We start from the raw sequence: 18,348 nt of genomic DNA, 5'->3' as shown, positions 1-18,348 counted from the left end.
TCGACTATCGCCGCAGACGTCCCACCAGTCCGCGCACGATGGGGGCGACGGTGTCGAGCTCGGGAAGTCGGGAGCGGGACAGGATCAGTCCGGTCACGACCAGAGTCACCACGCCGGCCACCCCCGCGCGGATCACGAAGCCGATGCTGCCCATCGCGTCGGTGAGGGCGTCCATCGGCAGTATCCGGTCGACCAGGAGCGCCACCAGGGCACCGGCGATCGAGGCGCCCAGCGTCCAGGCCGCCGAGCGCAGGGTCTCGCGGCCCCGCAGCGGGCCCAGGCCGCGGCGCAGCAGGATGTAGCCCGCCGCCGCGCCCACGACCCAGCCGATGCCGTTGGCCAGGGCCAGACCGACCACGACGTGCGAGCGCTCGTCGGCCACCATCGGCACGATCAACGACAGCACCACGCGTACGACGGTGATCGCCAGGATCATGATCGTGGGCGTCCAGTAGTCCTCGCGGGCGTAGAACACGCGTTGCTGCAGCAGGACCACCGCGTACGGGATGAGGGTGAACGCGCCGAAGGCCAGGGTGAGGCCGAGGATGTCGGCACTCTGGGAGTCGAAGTTGCCGTAGCGGAACAAACCGGTGGCGACGACGGGACCGAACGCGGTCATGAACGCGATGATCGGCAGCAGACCGAACATGGACAGGCGGGTGCCGAGGGAGATGTCCCGGACCACCGCGTCGTCGCGGCCGGCCACGCCGTTGTCCGCGAGCCGCGGGTTGATCGCGGTTAGCAGGGTGACGCCGATGATCCCGTACGGCACCTGCAGCAGGAGCCAGTAGGTCTGATAGATCGCGATGGCGGCCTCGTCCGCGGCCGCCCCGATGCGGTTGGTCATGACCAGACCGACCTGCGAGACGAGCACGTACGTCACGCCGGCCAGGGCGTGCCCGCCGAACTGCTTCATGCGGGGGTCCAGGCCCCACTGGGGACGCAGGTCGACACCCGCGCGGCGCAGGGCGGGGACGAGCACCAGGGCCTGGATGACCACACCGAGGGTGGTGCCCAGACCGAGTAGCAGGATGGGCCGACTGAGCAGGTTCACCGGTGCGTTCGCGTCGATGCCGGTGCCGACCACGGCGAACAGGGCGAGCGTGGCGATGGCCACGAGGTTGTTCCACACCGGCGCCCACGCCCCGGGCTTGAACACGCCGTTGTAGTTGAGGACCGCGAGCATCACGGAGAACACGCCGTAGAAGAAGATCTGCGGCAGCAGCAGGAAGGCGAACGCGGTGGCGAGGGAGGTGTTGACCTCGCCGTCGCCGAGGTTCAGTTCGGTGAGCAGGGGCGCGCACGCCACCGCGATCACCGTCACCACCAGCGCCAACACCGACGTGACGGTGAGTAGTCGTCTGATGAACGACACTCCCCCGTCCGGGTCCTCCTGGGCGGATCTGGCCAGCAGCGGCATGAACATGGCGGTGAGCACGGAGCCCAGGACGAGCTCGGTGATCATGTTCGGAAGCGTGTTGGCGGTGTTGAACGCCGAGGCGATGGCCGGGCCGAGCACCGTCAGGATGAGGATCATCCGCACGAAGCCGGTGACGCGGCTGGCGAGGTTGGCCACGGCCATCGAGCCGGTGGACCGCATCAGGGAGGCGTCGGAGGAGTCGCGTGTCCGACGGCCGATCCCGCCGCCGGGGGGCTCGGAGGGATCCGCGGCCTCGCGGGCCGGGGCCATTCGTTGCGCCGAGAAGGCGTCCGGGGAGAACGAGTCGGCGACGGGCGGCGGGGCCAGGGGGCGCGAAGGCACCACACTGCTGCCCGCCTCGCGCCGCCGGCCCCGGAGGCCGGGGTCGGGTCTGCGCAGTCCGGGCTCGGGGGGACCCTGCTCGTCGTTCACGGTCGGTGCCCTTCATCCGCGGGATCGAGGATCCCCCGACGGTAGCGCAGGTACCGACGGCCTCCGAGGACGAGGGCGAGCGTCGCCGCGGCGAGGGCGAACCCCTGGGCCACCGGGTAGCCGCCGGTCTGCACGGACAGCTCAACCGGCTGCGACAGCGGCCGGCCGTCGGGGGTGGTGAGGGCGAAGGACACGGCGCGGCGGGCGCCACCGCCGGCATCGGACTGGGTGGGCGCCTGGAGGGTCCGCGACCCGGCGGCCGGCAGCTGGACCGTGCCCACGGGGTCCACGTGCAGGTCCTCCGGCGCGGCGACGTCGACATCGACTCGCACCGGGAACGGCAGTCCGTTGCGGATCACCAGCAGCAGCGGGCTGTTGGGGCTGGCCATGGTGAACACGCTGCCCGGCGGCAGCAGGTCCACGCGGGCGAGCGAGGCGTCGATGGTGTCGCGCAGGCGGTCGAGCCGGTTCACGATACGCAGCCGCGCCGCGGAGCCGGTCCCGGATTCGACGGTCACACCGTCTCCCCCGGCCCGCCGACCCGTCGCCGAGATCGCGCGCAGGGCGTCGCCCAGGAGGGGGTCGAGGTGGTCGGCGGCACCCGACGAGGTGGGATCCGAGGTGTCGACCAGCGAGCGCAGCGTGCCGATCCCGTCGAGCGCCGCGGTCAGCCGCTGCGCGGTCGATCCGCCCGGGTCCTGGGCGAACGGGTCCACCTCGCCGGGGTCCGTGGCGCCGGTCGGGTCCGGGGCCAGCGAGCCGTCCGGCACGGTGACGGGGCCGCTCAGCCGGTCGGACAGTGGCGTCGCGCGCATGCGGCCCGCGCTGAGTTGCTCGCCGAGCGTCTCCAGCAGTGAGCCGGCGGAATCGCGGTCGATCGACCACACCTGCGGCGGCACCGCCAGCACCCCCTGCTCGACCGCCTCGGCGGCGGGGGTACCGGGGACGAACGTCGTCGGCTCGGAGGTGTCCGACGCATCCTCACCGGCTGCCGGGGCGGCCCCGGCGGCGTCGGCCAGTGTCCCGGCGGGGCTAGCGGCGGAGTCCCCCGCGGACCCGGCGTCGCTCGGGGTGGCATCGGCCACGTCCACAAGCGGCGCCAACAGGCTGGCGCGAGCGTCCTGCAGGCGGGCCTGCGCGGAGTCGGCGGTCAGCCAGTACCGCGTGGTGGGATCCGAGTAGCGGGGGTTCTCCGGCACCTCGCCGGTCGCGGCCAGCGCCGAACCGACGGTGTCCGAGTACGTCAACGCCCGCTGCCCGGGCGTCCCGGCCAGGCTGACCATCCCCGGCGGCGGCATCAGCCCGGTGTCGGTGCGGGTCGAAGCCGCTGCCACGATCGCGGTGGACCCCTGGCCCGTCAGCGCGGTGGCCGCCCCCGGCGTGAGGGTTCCCGAGGCCGGGACCACGACGTTCGACAGGGGCTCTACCCCGATGATCCGTTCGATCACCTCCCCGCGGTCGAGAGCGGCCCGGGTCAGCTCGGGCGAGCCGACCTGCGCCACGGTCTCGAGATCGGCCTGCGCGGTGGGCAGCGCCACCACGCAGCCGCCGTCCGCGAGCGCCCGCAGCTCGTCGAGCCAGCGCCCGGCGTCGGCGGCGACGGTTCCGGGATCAGCCGGGGTCGAGGGGCGGCGCTCGCCCTCCCTGCCGGAGCGGGACCGCTCCTCCTCGGGCACGACGGGTCCGTTGCCGTCGTCGATCAGTACCGTCCGCCCGTCCGCGATCTGCGACACGGTGCCCACCAGGTCCGGGTCCACCGCCAGGCAGGTCGCGCGCCGGAGCTCCTGGCCGCCCGGCCCGGAGAACGCCTCGTCGGCCGCCCGGACCAGACCCGTGAGCCGGCCCGTGTCGGACAGCTCGTCGAGTAGCGAACCGTTGGTGAGCATCACCACCGGGTCCGGCCCGTCCGCCCCCGGCACCGCGGCGATCCGGGTCGGTGCCGAGGCCAGCGGCCAGAGGAGGGTCAGCGGGACCGACGCGGGGGCCGGTCCGGGAGTCACCGCGGGTGGGGCGGGGGCGATCTCGTCGTCGTCGTCGACCCCTGACAGCCCCGAGGGACGTGGGGCCTCGAGCACCGGGAGGAGGGTGCGGGCGTCGTCGAGGCGCGCCGGGGCGGCGCCCTGCGGTGTGCCGTTGAGATTGACGAGAAGCGGATAGACGCCCGGCTCCGTGAGCTGCAGATCGGGGTCTGTTCCGCCCGGGACGGCACTGGCCGGCATGGACAGGGAGAACGGCACCGACTCCCCCGGGGCCAGCGACTCCGACACCCGCTCGAACTCGCCACGCACCCCGAACGACGGCTCGGACCACACGAGCGCATCGCGCGCCGCCGACGCGTCGGTGGCGCGGGGGCCACGCTGGAGCCGCACGTCCACGGCCTCGAGAGGAGTGTCACCGACATTGGTCACCGTGCCGGACACCGTCACCACCGGCACGCCGGATTCCGTGCCGGCCGCCATGCCGCCGCCGGAGGTGTTGCCGGCCAGCACGCGCGGGGTGATCTCGTCGATCGCGATGCGCGCGAACGCGGGGGCCGGGTTGGGGATGTAGCCCGCGGCCGTCGCCTGTTCCGGGGTGATCGCCTGCGCGGAGGGGATCGGCGACACGCCCCACAGGGGCGCCGCGGCCAGGGCGGCGCTGAGCGTCACCGGGACGAGCGCCCGGACGACGCGCGCTCCCGGACTGCGGGTCACGGCGTCGACTCCTCCGGCGCGTCGTCGCGGGAGGCGGACGGTCGGGGCACCCGGGGGTGCGGCTTACCGCGGCGCCCGCCGCCGCCACCGCCACCGCCGTCGTGCCGGGCGTTGTTGCGGTTGTTCTGGGCGCCGGCGGGACTGCCGTGGCCGCGTCCGGAGTGCCGCACCGGCTCGGGTCCGTCGGCGCGACGCGACGGATCGACCACCTGCGCGGCCCCGGCCCCGGGGTTCCGCCCGGCGAGTTCGGCGCGGGCGAGGTCCGGCAGCAGCGTCCGCGCGGTCTCCACCAGGCGACGCTCGTCCGGGTAGGCCAGCCGCCGCGGCAGATCCTCGAACGGCACCCACGCGACCTCGGTGATCTCCGGGTCCTCGTCGCACAGCTCGCCGTGGTCGAACCGGATGAGGTGGTGGTGGACCGTCTTGTGGATGCGGCGGCCCTCGGCCACGAACCAGTAGTCGATCGTGCCGAGCGGAGCCAGGACCGTTCCGTCAACGCCCGTCTCCTCGAGCACCTCGCGCCGGGCAGTCTCCGCCACGGTCTCGTCCGGCTCGATATGCCCCTTGGGCATCGACCACAGCATGCGGCCGCGCCGGTCGAGCCGACCGATGAGCGCGACCTCCAGCAGCGACAGATCCGGATCGGGCTCGACGCCCCCGGCCCGCGCGAGGCCGCGCACGACGAGGCCGCCGGCCGAGGTCTCCAGGACCGTGCGCAGGCGCTGGCCGCTGCGCGGGTGCCGCCCTCCCCCACGCCCGCCGCGGGGATTCTTGCCGGTGTTCTTACCACCGGGCTTGGCGCCGGCCTTGGCGCCGGAGCGCGCGGGCGGACCCGACCGGGTGGTGCTGGCGGAGGCGGCTTGGGCTGAGCCCGAGCCCGAGCCAGCCTTGGGCCGGTTGGAGTTGCGGGGGTGCCGGCCGCTCTGGCGGGAGGTCGCGCCCGCGGTGCCGTCGCCGGATTTCACCGTGTGGGTACTGTCGCCACCCTGCTGCTTCTGGGTGTCGAGCGGGCGGTTCTGGCCGCGGCCACCGCGACGGCCCCGACCGCCGCGCCGACGCCGCCGCCCCTGTCGTGGCTGTCCGTCCGCGCCCGCGCCGGACGAGGCGCCCTTGCCGGACTGGCCGCCCTTGCCCGGCTGGTCACCCTTGCCGGACTGCTGCGCGGAACCGCCGGAGGAGTTCTGTGCGGACGGGTTCTTCTTCTCGCCTTGGTGCGGACGCTGGCCCCCGCCGCCCGAACCGGAGCCGCGATCGGTGCGCTGAACTGCGGAATTACCGCCGCCCGTTCCCGGACCTGCGGGCCGACGGGCACGGCGCCGCCGCGACGCGTTGGCACGCGGTTCGGAGGGATGATCGGCTTCGGACACCCATCGATGCTACCGGCCACGGTCTGAGGTTCGGCAATCCCGGCCGGTGGGTCACACGAACGCATCATCCGCGCGCGCGGATGCCCGATACGCTCGCCGGTTCGGCCGCGGCCCGGGCCGGGATCTCAGGCGCCCAGCGCCGGCCCGACCACCCGCCACGAATCCCGCAGCTCCCGATTGAACAGGGCGAACGTGTGGGCGCCGTTGTCGTATCGGTCGTAGGTGAACGGCACGCCGCCCGTCCGCAGCGCCTCGGCCATGTGGCGGGTCCCCAGGTCGGAGGCGAGCTCGGTCCCGGCGCCGATGGAGAAGGTCGCCGAGCCGATCTCCGGCTGGTCGTTGGGGCCGGGGTTACCGGGCGCGGACGCCAGGTACAGCGCGGTGCCGCGGAGTCGTTCGACGTCGTGGGACGGGTCGTTGATCACCCACGCCGGGTCGCCGGGCGGGCCCCACGCGTTGAGGACGTTGCCGCCGCCGCGGCCGACCATCGCGGTCATGGCGGCGCGGCCGAACGGGGTGGAGACCTCCGGGAACCCGGAGAGCGAGGCCGCCGCCGCGTAGTGGTGCCGGCTGGTCGCGGCGAGCGTCAGCGCGGGCCCGCCCGACATGGACACGCCGATCACCCCGCGGGTGCCGTTCAGGGCGTATCCGCTGGCGAGGGCGGCGGGCAGCTCGTCGTCGAGGAAGGTGTGCCACCGGTTCACGCCGAGCACCGGGTCGGGCCGCTGCCAGTCGGTGTAGAGGCTGAAGCGCCCGCCCTCGGGGCTGGCCACGAGGACCTGCTTGTCGGCGAAGAAGTCCTGGTAATCCGTGTGATAGGCCCAGCCGACGTGATCCTCGCCGCCGCCGACGCCGTTGAGTAGGAGCAGGAGCGGCGCCGGCCCGGGGTTCGGCGGGAGTACCAGGAAGGTGGGCACGGCCTTGTTCATGGACGGCGACCACACGTCGGCGAGAACCTTGCGGCCCTCGATCGGCTGGACGCGCAGGAGCTGCGGCCGGGAGGTGTCGGCCGGCGGCGCCGCGGTGGGGCGCGGTGAGGTGGTGAAGCCGAGCGCCGTCGAAGTGTCGACGCCGCGGGCGGACTGCGCGCCGGCGGCGGGCAGACCTGCGCCGGTCAGGGCGAGGGACGCCGCCACGGTGACCGCGACGGTGGTGGGAACCGGGAGGAGAGAAGTACGACGACGAGACACACCCGTCACTCTAGTTGCAGACCCCTGGGGGTCGTACCCCGTCTCGTCATGGCGAACGGCGACACAACGTCCGTGGTCAGTACGGCTAGAGTCCGAAGTATGAGTTCCGCTCCCCCGGCGCACGCCCTGGTCCTTCGCCACCGCGCCATTTCGGGCAAGCGGAACGAATTGATCGAGGCGTGGCGCAGGAACATGCCGGAGGCGGTGACCGAGAACGACGGTCATGTGGCCTACGTGCTGTGTGCCTCGTACTCGGATCCTGACGAGCTGCTGATCTTCCAGCACTACCGGGACGCCGCGGCGGCCCAGCAGTTCCTCGGGAACCCGGCCTACCTGCGGTACCTCGAGGAGTCCCGGCATCTGTTGAGCGGGCCGCCGGAGGTCGAGCCGGTCGAGCCGCTGTGGTCCAAGGAGCCCGGGCCGGGGAGCGGCGCCGACTGAGGACACTTGCCAGGCCTTCCCCCGGAAGTTACAGTTATTACACTTAATACCGTTGGAGAGTTCCTCATGTCACTGACAGCTGCCACCATTTCCGCCACCTCGATCTCTGATGACGATCGTCGGCGTGCGGAGAAGTTCATCGCGGCCGACCAGGACTCTCCGCTGTCGGTGTTCTTGCAGAACGTTCTCGCGGCGACTGCGCGCGGGGCGGACATCGGCTTGGTGGCCGACGATGCGGAACTCAGTCCCAATCAGGCGGCAGAGCTTCTCAAGATGAGTCGTCCGCACCTGTTGTCGTTCATGGATCGCGGGGACCTGCGGTTCTACCGCGTCGGAACGCACCGGCGGATCAAGATGACGGATCTCCGAGAGTTCATGGCTGCACGTGAGGCCGGTGCGGAGCTCGTCGCCAATGCGATCAGTGGAGGCGGAGTTGCGCAGGACCTGCCGCTGTCGGGGACCGAGCAGGAGGAGCTGGACGCGCTTTGATCTGGACTATCTCTAGTCCTTGCCGAGGCGGAGAATGAGATCCCGTGCCGTTTGTGCGAACGGGGTTTCCTGCTCGCACTCGGGGCACAGCGGAAGGGCCGCGTGGGTGGACTCGTCACCGACAGGCACCCACCACTGACCGCACACCGCGCGGACGGCCCGTCCTGTGACAAAGGCTTCCGTCAGGCTCCACTTAGCCGTGTAATGCAGTGTCGTCGGCGGGGGTGGCTTGCGGTCTTCGACCGGGAGTAGTGGCCGCTCGGTCGCAAGGAGCTGCATGAGGCTGGCCCGGGTCACGAGGATTTGGACTATCAACTCGTCGCGGATGATTGACTCCCGCATTGAACTGTCCGGCTGGAGAAAGGGCACACAGGTCCGGATGAGCTCGTCGCGGATGGCGCTCCCGCTCGATCCGAACCCGATCCGCACTACGAGATCGCCCACCTGTTCATGGGCGTCGACGGGATCCCACTCCGGGTCCAGAGCCTCGGTCACCTGGACAGACAGGGGTGCGCTGGCAAATCGGGTCGGCGTCTCGACAACCACACGGGCGGTCGTGTGGGACGAGGCGATCAGTGAATCGACGAGAGCGCCGAGCAGGTCGGCGCGCGCCTGGGATGACTGGCGGATATCGCGCTCGAGGCCGCGGATCCGGCGGTCGAGTGCGCTGGGCCCGAGTTTATTGTTCTTGGACTTAGTGTTGATCGTGGTGGGCCCCGCGCTGTGATAGCGGTCATGGGCATCGAAGTAGACGAGCCAGGCGCAGTCGTCGTCAGGAGCTACCACCGCACCTCGCCACCCCGCGGAGCTGTGGTCGCGGACCTCGTAGATCGTCTGCCCGGCCTTGGCGGTCATCTCGTCTTGGCGGTCGGGGCGTCCGGTAGAGAACCGCGACCGTGCATCACGCAGAAGCGGGATGTCGAGGGACGACAATTCGAGCTCGGCCAACAGTCGCATCTTGGCTGCGGGGTCCTCGACCTTCCGGGCGTGCCGCAGCGCCTTGGCCGTGGTCGGCGGAAGGAGCTCTCTCTTCTCCAGCTCTTTCAGCACCTCGAGCGTCGGTCGAACTTCGGTCATAAAGAAACGGTACCCACTGTCCATGGCGGCTAGTGCACCCATGCGACTACCGCTGCTTCAGGCACGGAACGGGAGCTGGCGGGGTGACTCGGTAAAGTCTGCGCTGTGACAGCCCGAGATCCTTCCCCCGACCGCCGCGCCCTCTCCGACCGACATGACGCCGCGGTGTTCTCGGGCTTGCAGGACGGGCCGGGTGCTGCGGCTGATCCCACCAATGCGGAGGAGCTCGAGGCCCGCCGCCTGCGGCTCCTGGCCGGTGCCCAGAGCACGATCAATGACCTGACCGACGTGGTGTCGCCACTCGCGAAGGCGTTCGGTGAGGCCGGGCACGACCTGTACCTGGTCGGCGGCAGCGTCCGGGACGCGGTGCTGGGTCGGCTGGGCGCGGACCTGGACTTCACCACCGATGCCCGTCCGGATGTGGTCCGCACGATCCTCGACGAGTACGCCGACGCGGTCTGGGACACCGGCATAGAGTTCGGGACCCTGTCGGCGGTGAAGCGGGACGAGTCCGGGATCGAGCAGCAGATCGAGATCACCACCTACCGTGCCGATACCTATGACGGCGTGAGCCGCAATCCCGAGGTCGTGTTCGGTGACACGCTCGAGGGCGACCTGGTCCGGCGCGACTTCACGGTCAACGCCATGGCGGTGCGGCTGTTCCCCGACGGGCGACACGAGTTCGTCGACCCGCTGGGCGGGATGGACGCCCTCCTGGTGGGTGTGCTCGACACCCCGGCCACCCCGGAGCAGTCGTTCGCCGACGACCCGCTGCGCATGCTGCGGGCCTGTCGATTCGTCTCCCAGCTGGGCTTCACCCTCGCGCCGCGCGTCTTCCGGGCCATGACCGAGATGACGGCGGAGATCGACAGGATCACCGTCGAGCGGGTGCGGGTCGAGCTCGACAAGATGATCCTCGGCGACTACCCGGTCGACGGGATCAACATGCTGTGCGAGACCGGGCTGGCCGACCATGTGCTGCCCGAGGTCCCTGGTATGAAACTCGAGCGCGACGAGCACATGCAGCACAAGGACGTGTACTGGCATTCGCTGACCGTGCTCAAGCAGGCGATCGACCTCGAGCCGGAGGGCCCGGACCTGGTGTTGCGCTGGGCCGCCCTGCTGCATGACATAGGAAAGCCGGCCACCCGCGCGGCCAAGCCGGGCGGCGGCGTGACGTTCCATCACCACGAGGTGGTGGGCGCCAAGATGGTCCGCAAGCGGATGCGCACGCTCAAGTACTCGCGGCAGATGGTCGAGGACGTCTCCGGCCTGGTGTTTCTGCACCTGCGGTTCCACGGTTACGGCGACGGCCAGTGGACGGACTCGGCGGTGCGGCGCTACGTCTCGGATGCCGGCGATCTGCTTCCCCGCCTGCACCGGCTCGTGCGCGCCGACTGCACGACGCGCAACAAGCGGCGCGCGGCCAAGCTGCAGGCCACCTACGACTCTCTGGAGAACCGGATCTCGGAGATCGAGGAGAAGGAGGATCTGGCCAGGGTGCGCCCGGACCTCGACGGCAACGAGATCATGGAACTCCTCGATCTGGGACCGGGACCGGACGTCGGCCGCGCCTGGGGGTTCCTCAAGGAACTGCGGCTGGACCGCGGACCGCTCGACCGGGACGAGGCCGAGGCCGAACTCCTGCGCTGGTGGGCGGAACAGAACGGCGGAGCAGACGCGGGCGGGGCGGATGCCGCCGACCGTCAGAAGGGTGACTCGGAATGATCGGCAACGCGGTCGACCGCTACCTCTCGTCGACGGTGGCGCGGGCGATCGTCGTCGTCGTCGCCCTCCTGGGCACTTTCGTGCACACCATCGGCATCCCGGGCCTGCAGAAACTCCCGCCCTACCGCATCGACCTGGACGTCTACCGCGTCGGCGGGCAGGTCTTCCGCGATGGTGGTGACCTGTACGGCGAACTGCCGCAGCTGGGGGAGGGCGCGCACCTGCCCTTCACCTATCCCCCGCTGTCCGCGCAGATCTTCTCCCTGCTCACGCTGGTGCCGCTGCCCGTGGCATCGGTGCTCATCACGCTCGCGACGCTGATCGTGCTGGCGTTCGTCGTGCAACTGGTCCTCACCCGCACCTGCGACCGGCCGGTCGCCCAGCTGTGGTGGATCACGCTCGCCGTGATGGCGGTCGCGATGTGGTTCGGACCGGTGCGCGAGACCATCGGGTTCGGGCAGGTCAACGTCTTTCTGATGGCACTGGTGCTGGTCGACGTGATCCGCGGCCGCGGGCGCTGGTGGTCAGGCACGCTGGTCGGGTTGGCGATGGCCATCAAGCTCACGCCGGCGGTCTTCCTGCTCTATTTCTTCCTACGGCGAGACTGGCGGGGGCTGGCCACCGCGATCGTGTCCGCGCTGGCGTTCACCGGCATCGGGCACCTGTTGGCCCCCGACGACTCGGTCCGCTACTGGACGTTCGCGATCCGCGATCCGGGCCGGATCGGCGGGTTGGCGTTCACGTCAAACCAGTCGGTCAACGGATTCGTGCACCGGATCGGTCTCGAGGACACCGCTGCGTCCGTGGTGTGGTTCGGAGTCTCGTGCGTGATCGGGCTCGGTATCGCGTGGGTCGCGTGGCGGTTGCTGCGGGCCGGCCAGGAGGTCGCGGCGGCGATCGCGGTGGGCACCGTGGCGCTCTTCTGCTCGCCGGTGTCGTGGGGCCACCACTGGGTGTGGGCCGTGCCGGCGGTGGTGCTCACCCTGGTGTGGGCGGATCGTGCGGCCCGCGGTAGTGCCGGGGACGGCGGCGATCGCAACGGTGAGCGGATCTGGCTGGCGTTGGGCATCAGTGGACTTCTGATCTTCCTGACCACCCCGCAGTGGTGGTTCCCCAACCACGCCGACGCCGAGCTCGGCTGGGGTCCGATCGCGCATCTGATCGGCAACTCGTATCTGATCTGGGGGCTGATCCTGCTCGTCGTCATGGGCGTCCGGGCGTTCCGGCTCGGCCGGCCGGACCTGGGCGGGGATCCCGCCAGGTCGGCGCTGCTCGACCACGCCGTCGCGCGCTGACCCACCGGGCACCGATCCTCTCGGTCCCGACCCCGCCCGGTCGTCTGTCAAGGGGTGCCGCGCATCTGTGGATAACCGCTCCGCATTCCACAGATCCAGAATCGGGGCTGGTCCGGAGCTTGCGGCCGCGACACGATTCGGGACATGGATTACTTCTTCGGAGATGGCGTCGCTGAGCCGACGCAGTGGCAGAGCGAGCCCGACTTCACCCTCGGCACCGGTGCCGCGGACGCCCTGTGGTTGGACTTCGACGGCGACGGTCACTCGGACGATGCCCTGTGGGATCCGGATCTCGACGGTATCGCCGATCGGGTGGTGACGGACGTCGGCGCCGAGGTCCAGGCGGTCTACGCCGATGACGGCGGCCGGGGCGTGTGGAACGCCTACGCGGGCGGGGCCGGTGCGCTCGCCGCGGGCTCGGTCGGGGCCGGCTCTGCCGGTGCGGGTTCGCTGGGCGCCGGCTCTGTCGGCGGTGGCTCGGTGGGTGGTGGTTCGGTAGGTGGTGGCTCGGTCGGCGTGGGGTCCGTGGGCGGCGGGTCCGTCGGTCTGGGCTCGGTGGGGGCCGGCTCGCTGGCAGCAGGTTCGATGGCGGCCGGGTCCGCACTCGCCGATGCCGGAGGGGGCGGCTTCGAGGGCGCGCTGGCCACGGGATCCGAGTCGCTCGGGCACCTGCCGGACTGGGGATCACTCCTCGCGGATGCGATCGGCGGATTGGAGAGCGGATCGGCGGCGATCGGCGACTCGTCCCGCTGGTTCGCTCCCCCGGTGGTCGAGCCCGAGCCGGGCCCGCCCCCTGCGGCCCACACCCCGCCGCCGGTCCAGGGAGGCACGGTCTCCGAGCCCGCTGAGCCGGTCATCGAGGACGACGGCTCGATCACCGTGGACAGTGATGACGGCTGGATGTCGGTGACGGACATCGACGGCGACGGCCTCCTCGACGCGGCCCTGCCCTTCGATCCGCCCGCCCTGGAGCTGCCGAACATCGAGCTCCCCCACGTCGAACTCCCGCATGTAGAGGTGGGCTCCCTCGACGCGGGCGCACTCGGCGGCATCGACCACGGTGCGGTCGCGGGTTCCGCCGCGGCCGGTTCGGCTGCCGCCGGCTCCGCCGCTGCGGGCTCGGCTGCGGCCGGCTCAGTGGGTGCGGGCTCGGTCGGTGGCGGCTCTGTTGCCGGTGGCTCGGTCGGTGGAGGGTCTGTCGGCGGCGGATCCGTGGGCGTGGGCTCGGTGGGTGGCGGCTCTGTCGGGGGCGGTTCAGTGGGCGGTGGCTCGCTGGCCGCCGGATCGCTCGGCCTCTGAGCGCGTGGCAACCACTACCGCGATCGTCGCGGAGACCCCGTACAGCACCGCCGGGACCAGCATCAACGACACCGAACGCCCGTCCGCCGGCACCACTGGCAGCACCGCGACCATTCCCACGACGAACGCCGAGTTGAACAACGCATCCTGCAACGCGAAGATCCCGCCGCGCCGGGTATCGGGCACGTCGGTCTGCATCGCGTTGTCGGCGACGAGCTTGACCACCTGCGTCCCCAGTCCGATCGCGATCGCGCCGAGCACGAGTGCGGTGGGGTTCAGTGTCGGGCCCACCACGGCCTGGGCGCTCGCGGCCAGAACGGCCCCTGCGGCCACGACGAGGATCCGGCGGGCGCGGGCCATGGCCCACGGGGCCACGGCCGCGGCCACGCCCATTCCGGCCGCCACCGTGGCGGACATCAGTCCGAAGCCGCCCATTCCGGCGATGACCGGGCCACCACCCGCGCTGGCGGATTCCACGTCACGCAGGAGCAGGATCGCCAGCATCGTGGTGATACCGAATGCGGCCCGGCCGAGTGTCACCCCGGTCAACGACACCCACACGAGCGGCGAGGACCGCGCCGCCCGGACGCCCTCGGCAAGTCCGCCGCCGAATGCCCGGACAGCATCGCGGGCCGTGCGGGCATCGTCGTGTCGGCCGATCTCGTCGTCGTCGGGTCCCAGGTGGCGGCGTGGCAGCGCCAGGATCGCCCACACCCCCACCAGCGCCGTGATCACCGACGGCGCCAGTGTCCAAGACACGGCGGCGTCGCCGGCGCCCAGTACGGCGAGCACGGCGAACGCGGCGACGGCACCGACCGCCGTGATCACCGACCCCGCGGTGACCAGAACCGAATTGGTGGCGGCGAGAATGCGATCGGGCACCACCTTGGGCATGGCCGCGGTCATCCCCGTGTTGATGAGGCGGCCGAGGCCGATCGCGACCAGCGAGAGTCCGAACAGTGCTGCGAGACCCGTGCCGGTCCGCACCGCTCCGGCGGCGATGAGGACGATGGTCGCGACGATCGCCAGGGTCCTGACCAGGGCCGCGACGGCCACGACCACCCGTCGGTCCCATCGATCCAGGGCGGCGGCCGCGAACGGGCCGACGATCGAGTACGGCAGCAGCATCACCGCGAACCCGCCGGCGATCGCGGCCGGCGTGGTCGCGGCCTCCGGGCTGAACAGCACGACCCCGCCGAGAGCGGCCTGGTGGATTCCCTCGCTGAGCAGGGCGGCCAGCCGCGCGGTGGACAACCGGCCCAGGCCGTCGGATTCACGAAGGCCTGCGGACAGGCGGCCGCGCGGAGGCTCGACCGATTCCGAGGGCTCGGCCGGATCGGCGGACAGGGAGGTCACCCACTCACGGTATCCAGGAACCCGCGGCGAGACCCGTTCGAGGGGACGCGGGTGTGGGAGCGCGGTCGCAGGGGCATCATGGGGGCATGGACACGGGACCGGACGATCTGGGCGGCGGTGGCCTCTTCGGCGACCGCCTCTACGACGCGCTGGACAAACGCGACCCGATGGCCGGATCACTGCTCATCGCCGCGCCCGACATGCCCGACCCCAACTTCCGGCGGGCCATCATCTACGTGATCGAGCACGACCATTCCGGCTCGCTCGGCGTGGTGATCACCCGGGCCAGCGAGACCGATGTCGAGACGATCCTGCCCGGGTGGGCCGACCTGTGCGCGGCGCCGCCGGTCTTCCACGTCGGCGGGCCCGTCAAACCCGACACCGGGATCGCGCTGGTCGTGCTCTCCGCGGGCGTCGACCTCTCGCGTAACCCCGGGCTGCAACAGATCGAGGGTCGGGTGCACGTGGTGGACCTGGACAGCGACCCCGACCTGCTGCGCGATCGGATCGACGGGATGCGCGTGTTCGTCGGCTACACCGGCTGGGCACCGGGACAGCTGCAGGACGAGCTCGACCGCGGCGACTGGTACGTGGCGCCCAGTCTCCCCAGCGACCTGCTGGCCCCCGCGCGGGTCGACGTGTGGGGCGCGGTACTCCGGCGTCAGGACATGCCGCTGCCGCTGTACGCGACATACGTGGACGACGGAGACGTGAACTGAACGCGACCGTGAGCACCGAAGCGGCGCCGGTGACGGCTCGGACCTGGCTGATCCTGGCGGTCGCGACGTTCGTCGCCGCGTCCGGGTCGGCGTTCGTGGTGGGCGTCGGCTTCCTGCTCCCCCACCTCAACACCGACATGGGAATGTCGTTGTCCCGGGCCGGCGTGCTTGTGGCGATGCCGTCCGTGGGCATGGCGTTGGCGCTGATCGCGTGGGGCTGGCTCGTCGACCGCGCCGGTGAGAAAGTGGTGCTGGTCTCCGGCTCGGTCGCCGCCGCCGCGGCACTCACCGCTCTCCTGTTCACCCATTCGTTCGGAGCGATGGCGGTGTTCCTCCTGCTCGCCGGAGCGGCGACCGCCTCCGGGAACTCCGCGAGCGGACGTCTGGTGGTGGGGTGGTTCCCACCGCACCGTCGTGGGCTCGCCATGGGCATCCGGCAGATGTCGCAGCCGGTAGGGGCCGCCATCGCCGCGATGACCATGCCGCTGCTGGCGCAGTCGTACGGCCTGGCGGCGGCCTTCGCGATGCCCCTGGCGATGGCGGTCGTCTCGGCGGTGGCGGCCTTCGTCGTCGTCACCGACCCGCCTGCCGCCCCGACCTCGCCTCGCCTGCCCACCGACCTCGACCCCGCCGGGGTGTCGCCTGGCCGCGCATCGGGCGCCCCGGCGAGTGGTGCGACCGCGACGGCCGACCGCTCGCCCTATCGCGGCGCGGACTACCTGCAGCGCGTACACGGCGTCTCGGTGCTGCTGGTGTTGCCACAGGGGATGCTGCAGTCGTTCCTGCTGGCGTGGCTCGTGCTCGGGCACGGGTGGTCAGCGGTGTCCGCGGGTGTCGTGGTGACCGTGAGCCAGATCCTCGGGGCCGCCGCCCGGATCGTGGCCGGAGCTGTGTCGGACAGGGTCGGATCACGGATGAGACCCATTCGTGGCGTGGCTATCTCGGTGACCGCCGGCCTTGCGGCGCTCGCCGTGGCCGAGGCGCTCGGCGCGCCCGGTGCGGTGGCCGTGACGCTCGGCGTGGTGGCCACCGTCCTGTCCGTCTCGGACAACGGCCTGGCCTTCACCGCCGTGGCCGAGTACGCCGGGCCGCGGTGGGCCGGGCGCGCGCTCGGGGTGCAGAACACCTCGCAGTTCGTGACGATGTCGCTGGCGACTCCCCTGATCGCTGCCGTGATCGAGGCGTTCGGTTACTGGCCGGTGTTCGCCGGCGCGGCCGTGATCGCGGCGGTGGCGATCCCGCTCGTGCCGCGTGCGGACCAGCGCAGGGACTGACCGGCGCCCGGTGGTCAGGGAGCGGGTTCGCCCCGGTACTGCCCCACCGACCACACGTTGCCCTCCGGATCGCGGGCGGAGAAGGTGTGGTCGCCGTAGTCCGTGTCGTGCATGGCCATGACGATCTCGGCGCCGGCGGTGTTCGCCCGCGCGTAGACGGCGTCGGCGTCCGCGGTCACCACGTACGCCAGACCCGACCCCGGGGGCGCGGCGTGCGGATCAGCGGAGCCGCGGCCGGAATCGCCGAGCATGACCCCACCGCCCTCGGGCCAGAGCAGCTCGGCGTGGACAATCCTCCCGTCGTCGGTGTGGCAGGCGGTTTCGACGAATCCCAGCGCCTCGACCAGCCAGTCGATCACCCGGCGCGAGTCCGAGCACCGCAGACAGTGCCAGACTGACGGGACGGGTGGAGAGCCGACTTCGTGTGCGCTCATTGACCAAGTGTGCGCCGGTACGGCCGCCGACGGAAGACCCTTGACGGGGGTGATCGCGAGTCGCCGCTGGATAGACTGCCGGGCGTGTCGACCGCCCCCTCCACCAGCGCAGAGATCCGCAAGGGACTCGTCGACGCCGCGCCGGTGGGCCTCGGGTTAATCCCGCTGGGCCTGGCGTTCGGGGTGCTGATCACCCAGGCCGGGTTCGACTGGTGGTGGGCGCCGATCTTCTCGATCGTGATCTATGCCGGGTCGATGGAGTTCCTGGCGATCGGTCTGCTCACCGCGGTCTCCCCTCTGTACTCGTTGGCGGCCGCGACGTTCCTGGTGAACTTCCGGCACGTCTTCTACGGGCTCGGCTTTCCCATCGAGTCGATCCGATCCCGCCTGGCCCGCCTGTACGCCGTGTACGCATTGACCGACGAGGTGTACGCGATCACCGCGACCAAGCGGCACAGCGAGATGACCGGCGCGCGCACGATGACCATCGCGGTCACGTGTCAGTCGCTGTGGGTGCTGCCGGGAATCGTCGGTGGGTTGATCGGTGCCGCGCTGCCGCCCGGGCTGGACGGGCTGCAGTTCGCGTTGACCGCACTGTTCGCGGTCCTCGCCGTGGACGCGTGGCGCGCTTCCGGCGATCTGCCCGCGCCGGTGATCGCGCTGCTCTGCGGTCTGGCAGCGGCGTGGCTGGCTCCCGACCAGATGCTGCTGGTGGGGCTCGTGGCCTACGTGGTGCTGCTCTTGGTTCGGTTCGCGTGGGCAACACGATCCGGGCAGGAGGCGGCGTGAGCGCCACGGTGCCGCCGACCGGCTACCTGCTGGCCGGACTCGCCGTGATGTTCCTGGTGACGGTCGCTCTGCGTGCGGCTCCGTTCGTGGCCCTGACCCGGCTTCGGGACTCGCAGGTGGTCCGCTACCTGGGTCGCACCATGCCCGCAGGCGTGATGGTGGTGCTGGTGGTCTACACACTGCGCGACACCACGACCGAGTTCGGATCGTGGGTGCCGGCTTCGGCCGCGCTGGCACTCACCCTCGGCGTGCACCTGGCATTCCGACGCGCGGCTATCAGCATCGTGGTGGGCACCGCCGCATTCATGCTTCTGCAGGCCTGGCTGGGCTGAGCTGAGTGCCAGC

The 18,348-nt window shown here is 71.3% G+C and carries 16 protein-coding genes; 9 read left to right on the top strand and 7 right to left on the bottom strand.

Annotated elements, in window-relative coordinates:
- Positions 1 to 4 precede the first annotated feature (4 nt).
- The 4 genes from murJ to ACWGLC_RS01740 form a co-directional block, all read right to left on the bottom strand.
- A complete protein-coding gene (gene murJ / locus ACWGLC_RS01755; RefSeq protein ID WP_452098296.1) occupies positions 5 to 1,852 on the bottom strand; it encodes a murein biosynthesis integral membrane protein MurJ in 1,848 nt (615 codons plus the stop codon).
- Complete coding sequence (locus ACWGLC_RS01750) at positions 1,849 to 4,545, bottom strand: hypothetical protein (protein ID WP_452098295.1); 2,697 nt, start codon at positions 4,543 to 4,545, stop codon at positions 1,849 to 1,851. The genes murJ and ACWGLC_RS01750 overlap by 4 nt, the downstream gene beginning before the upstream one ends.
- Positions 4,542 to 5,912, bottom strand: a complete 1,371-nt coding sequence (locus ACWGLC_RS01745) for an NUDIX hydrolase (RefSeq protein ID WP_452098294.1) — start codon at positions 5,910 to 5,912, stop codon at positions 4,542 to 4,544. The genes ACWGLC_RS01750 and ACWGLC_RS01745 overlap by 4 nt, the downstream gene beginning before the upstream one ends.
- Before the next feature lie 125 nt (positions 5,913 to 6,037).
- Positions 6,038 to 7,102: an alpha/beta hydrolase gene (locus ACWGLC_RS01740; protein WP_452098293.1), complete on the bottom strand. Its 1,065-nt coding sequence runs from the start codon at positions 7,100 to 7,102 to the stop codon at positions 6,038 to 6,040.
- Between the two features lie 99 nt (positions 7,103 to 7,201).
- Between ACWGLC_RS01740 and ACWGLC_RS01735 the strand changes: the two genes are divergently transcribed.
- Positions 7,202 to 7,543: a putative quinol monooxygenase gene (locus ACWGLC_RS01735; protein ID WP_452098292.1), complete on the top strand. Its 342-nt coding sequence runs from the start codon at positions 7,202 to 7,204 to the stop codon at positions 7,541 to 7,543.
- Between the two features lie 66 nt (positions 7,544 to 7,609).
- Positions 7,610 to 8,032: a helix-turn-helix domain-containing protein gene (locus tag ACWGLC_RS01730; protein WP_452098291.1), complete on the top strand. Its 423-nt coding sequence runs from the start codon at positions 7,610 to 7,612 to the stop codon at positions 8,030 to 8,032.
- 12 nt (positions 8,033 to 8,044) lie between these two features.
- Here the strand turns inward: ACWGLC_RS01730 and ACWGLC_RS01725 are convergent, their stop codons facing one another.
- Positions 8,045 to 9,109 (bottom strand): DUF3039 domain-containing protein, encoded by a 1,065-nt coding sequence (locus tag ACWGLC_RS01725; RefSeq protein WP_452098290.1) that lies wholly within the window; start codon positions 9,107 to 9,109, stop codon positions 8,045 to 8,047.
- Between the two features lie 177 nt (positions 9,110 to 9,286).
- Here ACWGLC_RS01725 and ACWGLC_RS01720 point away from each other — a divergent pair, with 177 nt between their 5' ends.
- From ACWGLC_RS01720 to ACWGLC_RS01710, 3 genes are all read left to right on the top strand, one after another.
- On the top strand, positions 9,287 to 10,837 hold the full coding sequence (locus ACWGLC_RS01720) for a CCA tRNA nucleotidyltransferase (RefSeq protein WP_452098371.1): 1,551 nt from the start codon (positions 9,287 to 9,289) through the stop codon (positions 10,835 to 10,837).
- Positions 10,834 to 12,132, top strand: a complete 1,299-nt coding sequence (locus ACWGLC_RS01715) for a glycosyltransferase 87 family protein (RefSeq protein WP_452098289.1) — start codon at positions 10,834 to 10,836, stop codon at positions 12,130 to 12,132. Before ACWGLC_RS01720 ends, ACWGLC_RS01715 begins: the two co-directional genes overlap by 4 nt.
- Positions 12,133 to 12,276: 144 nt before the next feature.
- Positions 12,277 to 13,431 carry a hypothetical protein gene (locus tag ACWGLC_RS01710; RefSeq protein WP_452098288.1) on the top strand — a complete coding sequence of 385 codons (1,155 nt, stop codon included), beginning with the start codon at positions 12,277 to 12,279 and terminating at the stop codon, positions 13,429 to 13,431.
- On the opposite strand, the gene ACWGLC_RS01705 is transcribed toward ACWGLC_RS01710, so the two are convergent.
- A complete protein-coding gene (locus tag ACWGLC_RS01705; RefSeq protein ID WP_452098287.1) occupies positions 13,387 to 14,787 on the bottom strand; it encodes an MFS transporter in 1,401 nt (466 codons plus the stop codon). The two genes, ACWGLC_RS01710 and ACWGLC_RS01705, sit on opposite strands and share 45 nt — an antisense overlap.
- An 86-nt stretch (positions 14,788 to 14,873) precedes the next feature.
- Here ACWGLC_RS01705 and ACWGLC_RS01700 point away from each other — a divergent pair, with 86 nt between their 5' ends.
- Together ACWGLC_RS01700 and ACWGLC_RS01695 are read left to right on the top strand one after the other, a co-directional pair.
- The gene (locus ACWGLC_RS01700) at positions 14,874 to 15,506 is read left to right on the top strand and encodes a YqgE/AlgH family protein (RefSeq protein WP_230929679.1); all 633 of its coding nucleotides are present in this window, start codon (positions 14,874 to 14,876) and stop codon (positions 15,504 to 15,506) included.
- A gap of 8 nt (positions 15,507 to 15,514) precedes the next feature.
- Positions 15,515 to 16,780: an MFS transporter gene (locus ACWGLC_RS01695; protein ID WP_452098286.1), complete on the top strand. Its 1,266-nt coding sequence runs from the start codon at positions 15,515 to 15,517 to the stop codon at positions 16,778 to 16,780.
- A 14-nt stretch (positions 16,781 to 16,794) separates the two neighbouring features.
- On the opposite strand, the gene ACWGLC_RS01690 is transcribed toward ACWGLC_RS01695, so the two are convergent.
- Positions 16,795 to 17,214, bottom strand: coding sequence for a VOC family protein (locus ACWGLC_RS01690; protein WP_452098285.1), 420 nt, complete (start codon positions 17,212 to 17,214; stop codon positions 16,795 to 16,797).
- An 84-nt stretch (positions 17,215 to 17,298) separates the two neighbouring features.
- Here ACWGLC_RS01690 and ACWGLC_RS01685 point away from each other — a divergent pair, with 84 nt between their 5' ends.
- Together ACWGLC_RS01685 and ACWGLC_RS01680 are read left to right on the top strand one after the other, a co-directional pair.
- The gene (locus tag ACWGLC_RS01685) at positions 17,299 to 18,003 is read left to right on the top strand and encodes an AzlC family ABC transporter permease (RefSeq protein ID WP_452098284.1); all 705 of its coding nucleotides are present in this window, start codon (positions 17,299 to 17,301) and stop codon (positions 18,001 to 18,003) included.
- Complete coding sequence (locus ACWGLC_RS01680) at positions 18,000 to 18,335, top strand: branched-chain amino acid transporter permease (protein WP_452098283.1); 336 nt, start codon at positions 18,000 to 18,002, stop codon at positions 18,333 to 18,335. Before ACWGLC_RS01685 ends, ACWGLC_RS01680 begins: the two co-directional genes overlap by 4 nt.
- The last annotated feature ends 13 nt before the right edge of the window (positions 18,336 to 18,348 follow it).

The sequence above is a fragment of the Dietzia sp. NPDC055877 genome (genome assembly GCF_053615975.1).
This window is presented reverse-complemented; position numbering and strand designations above follow the sequence as displayed.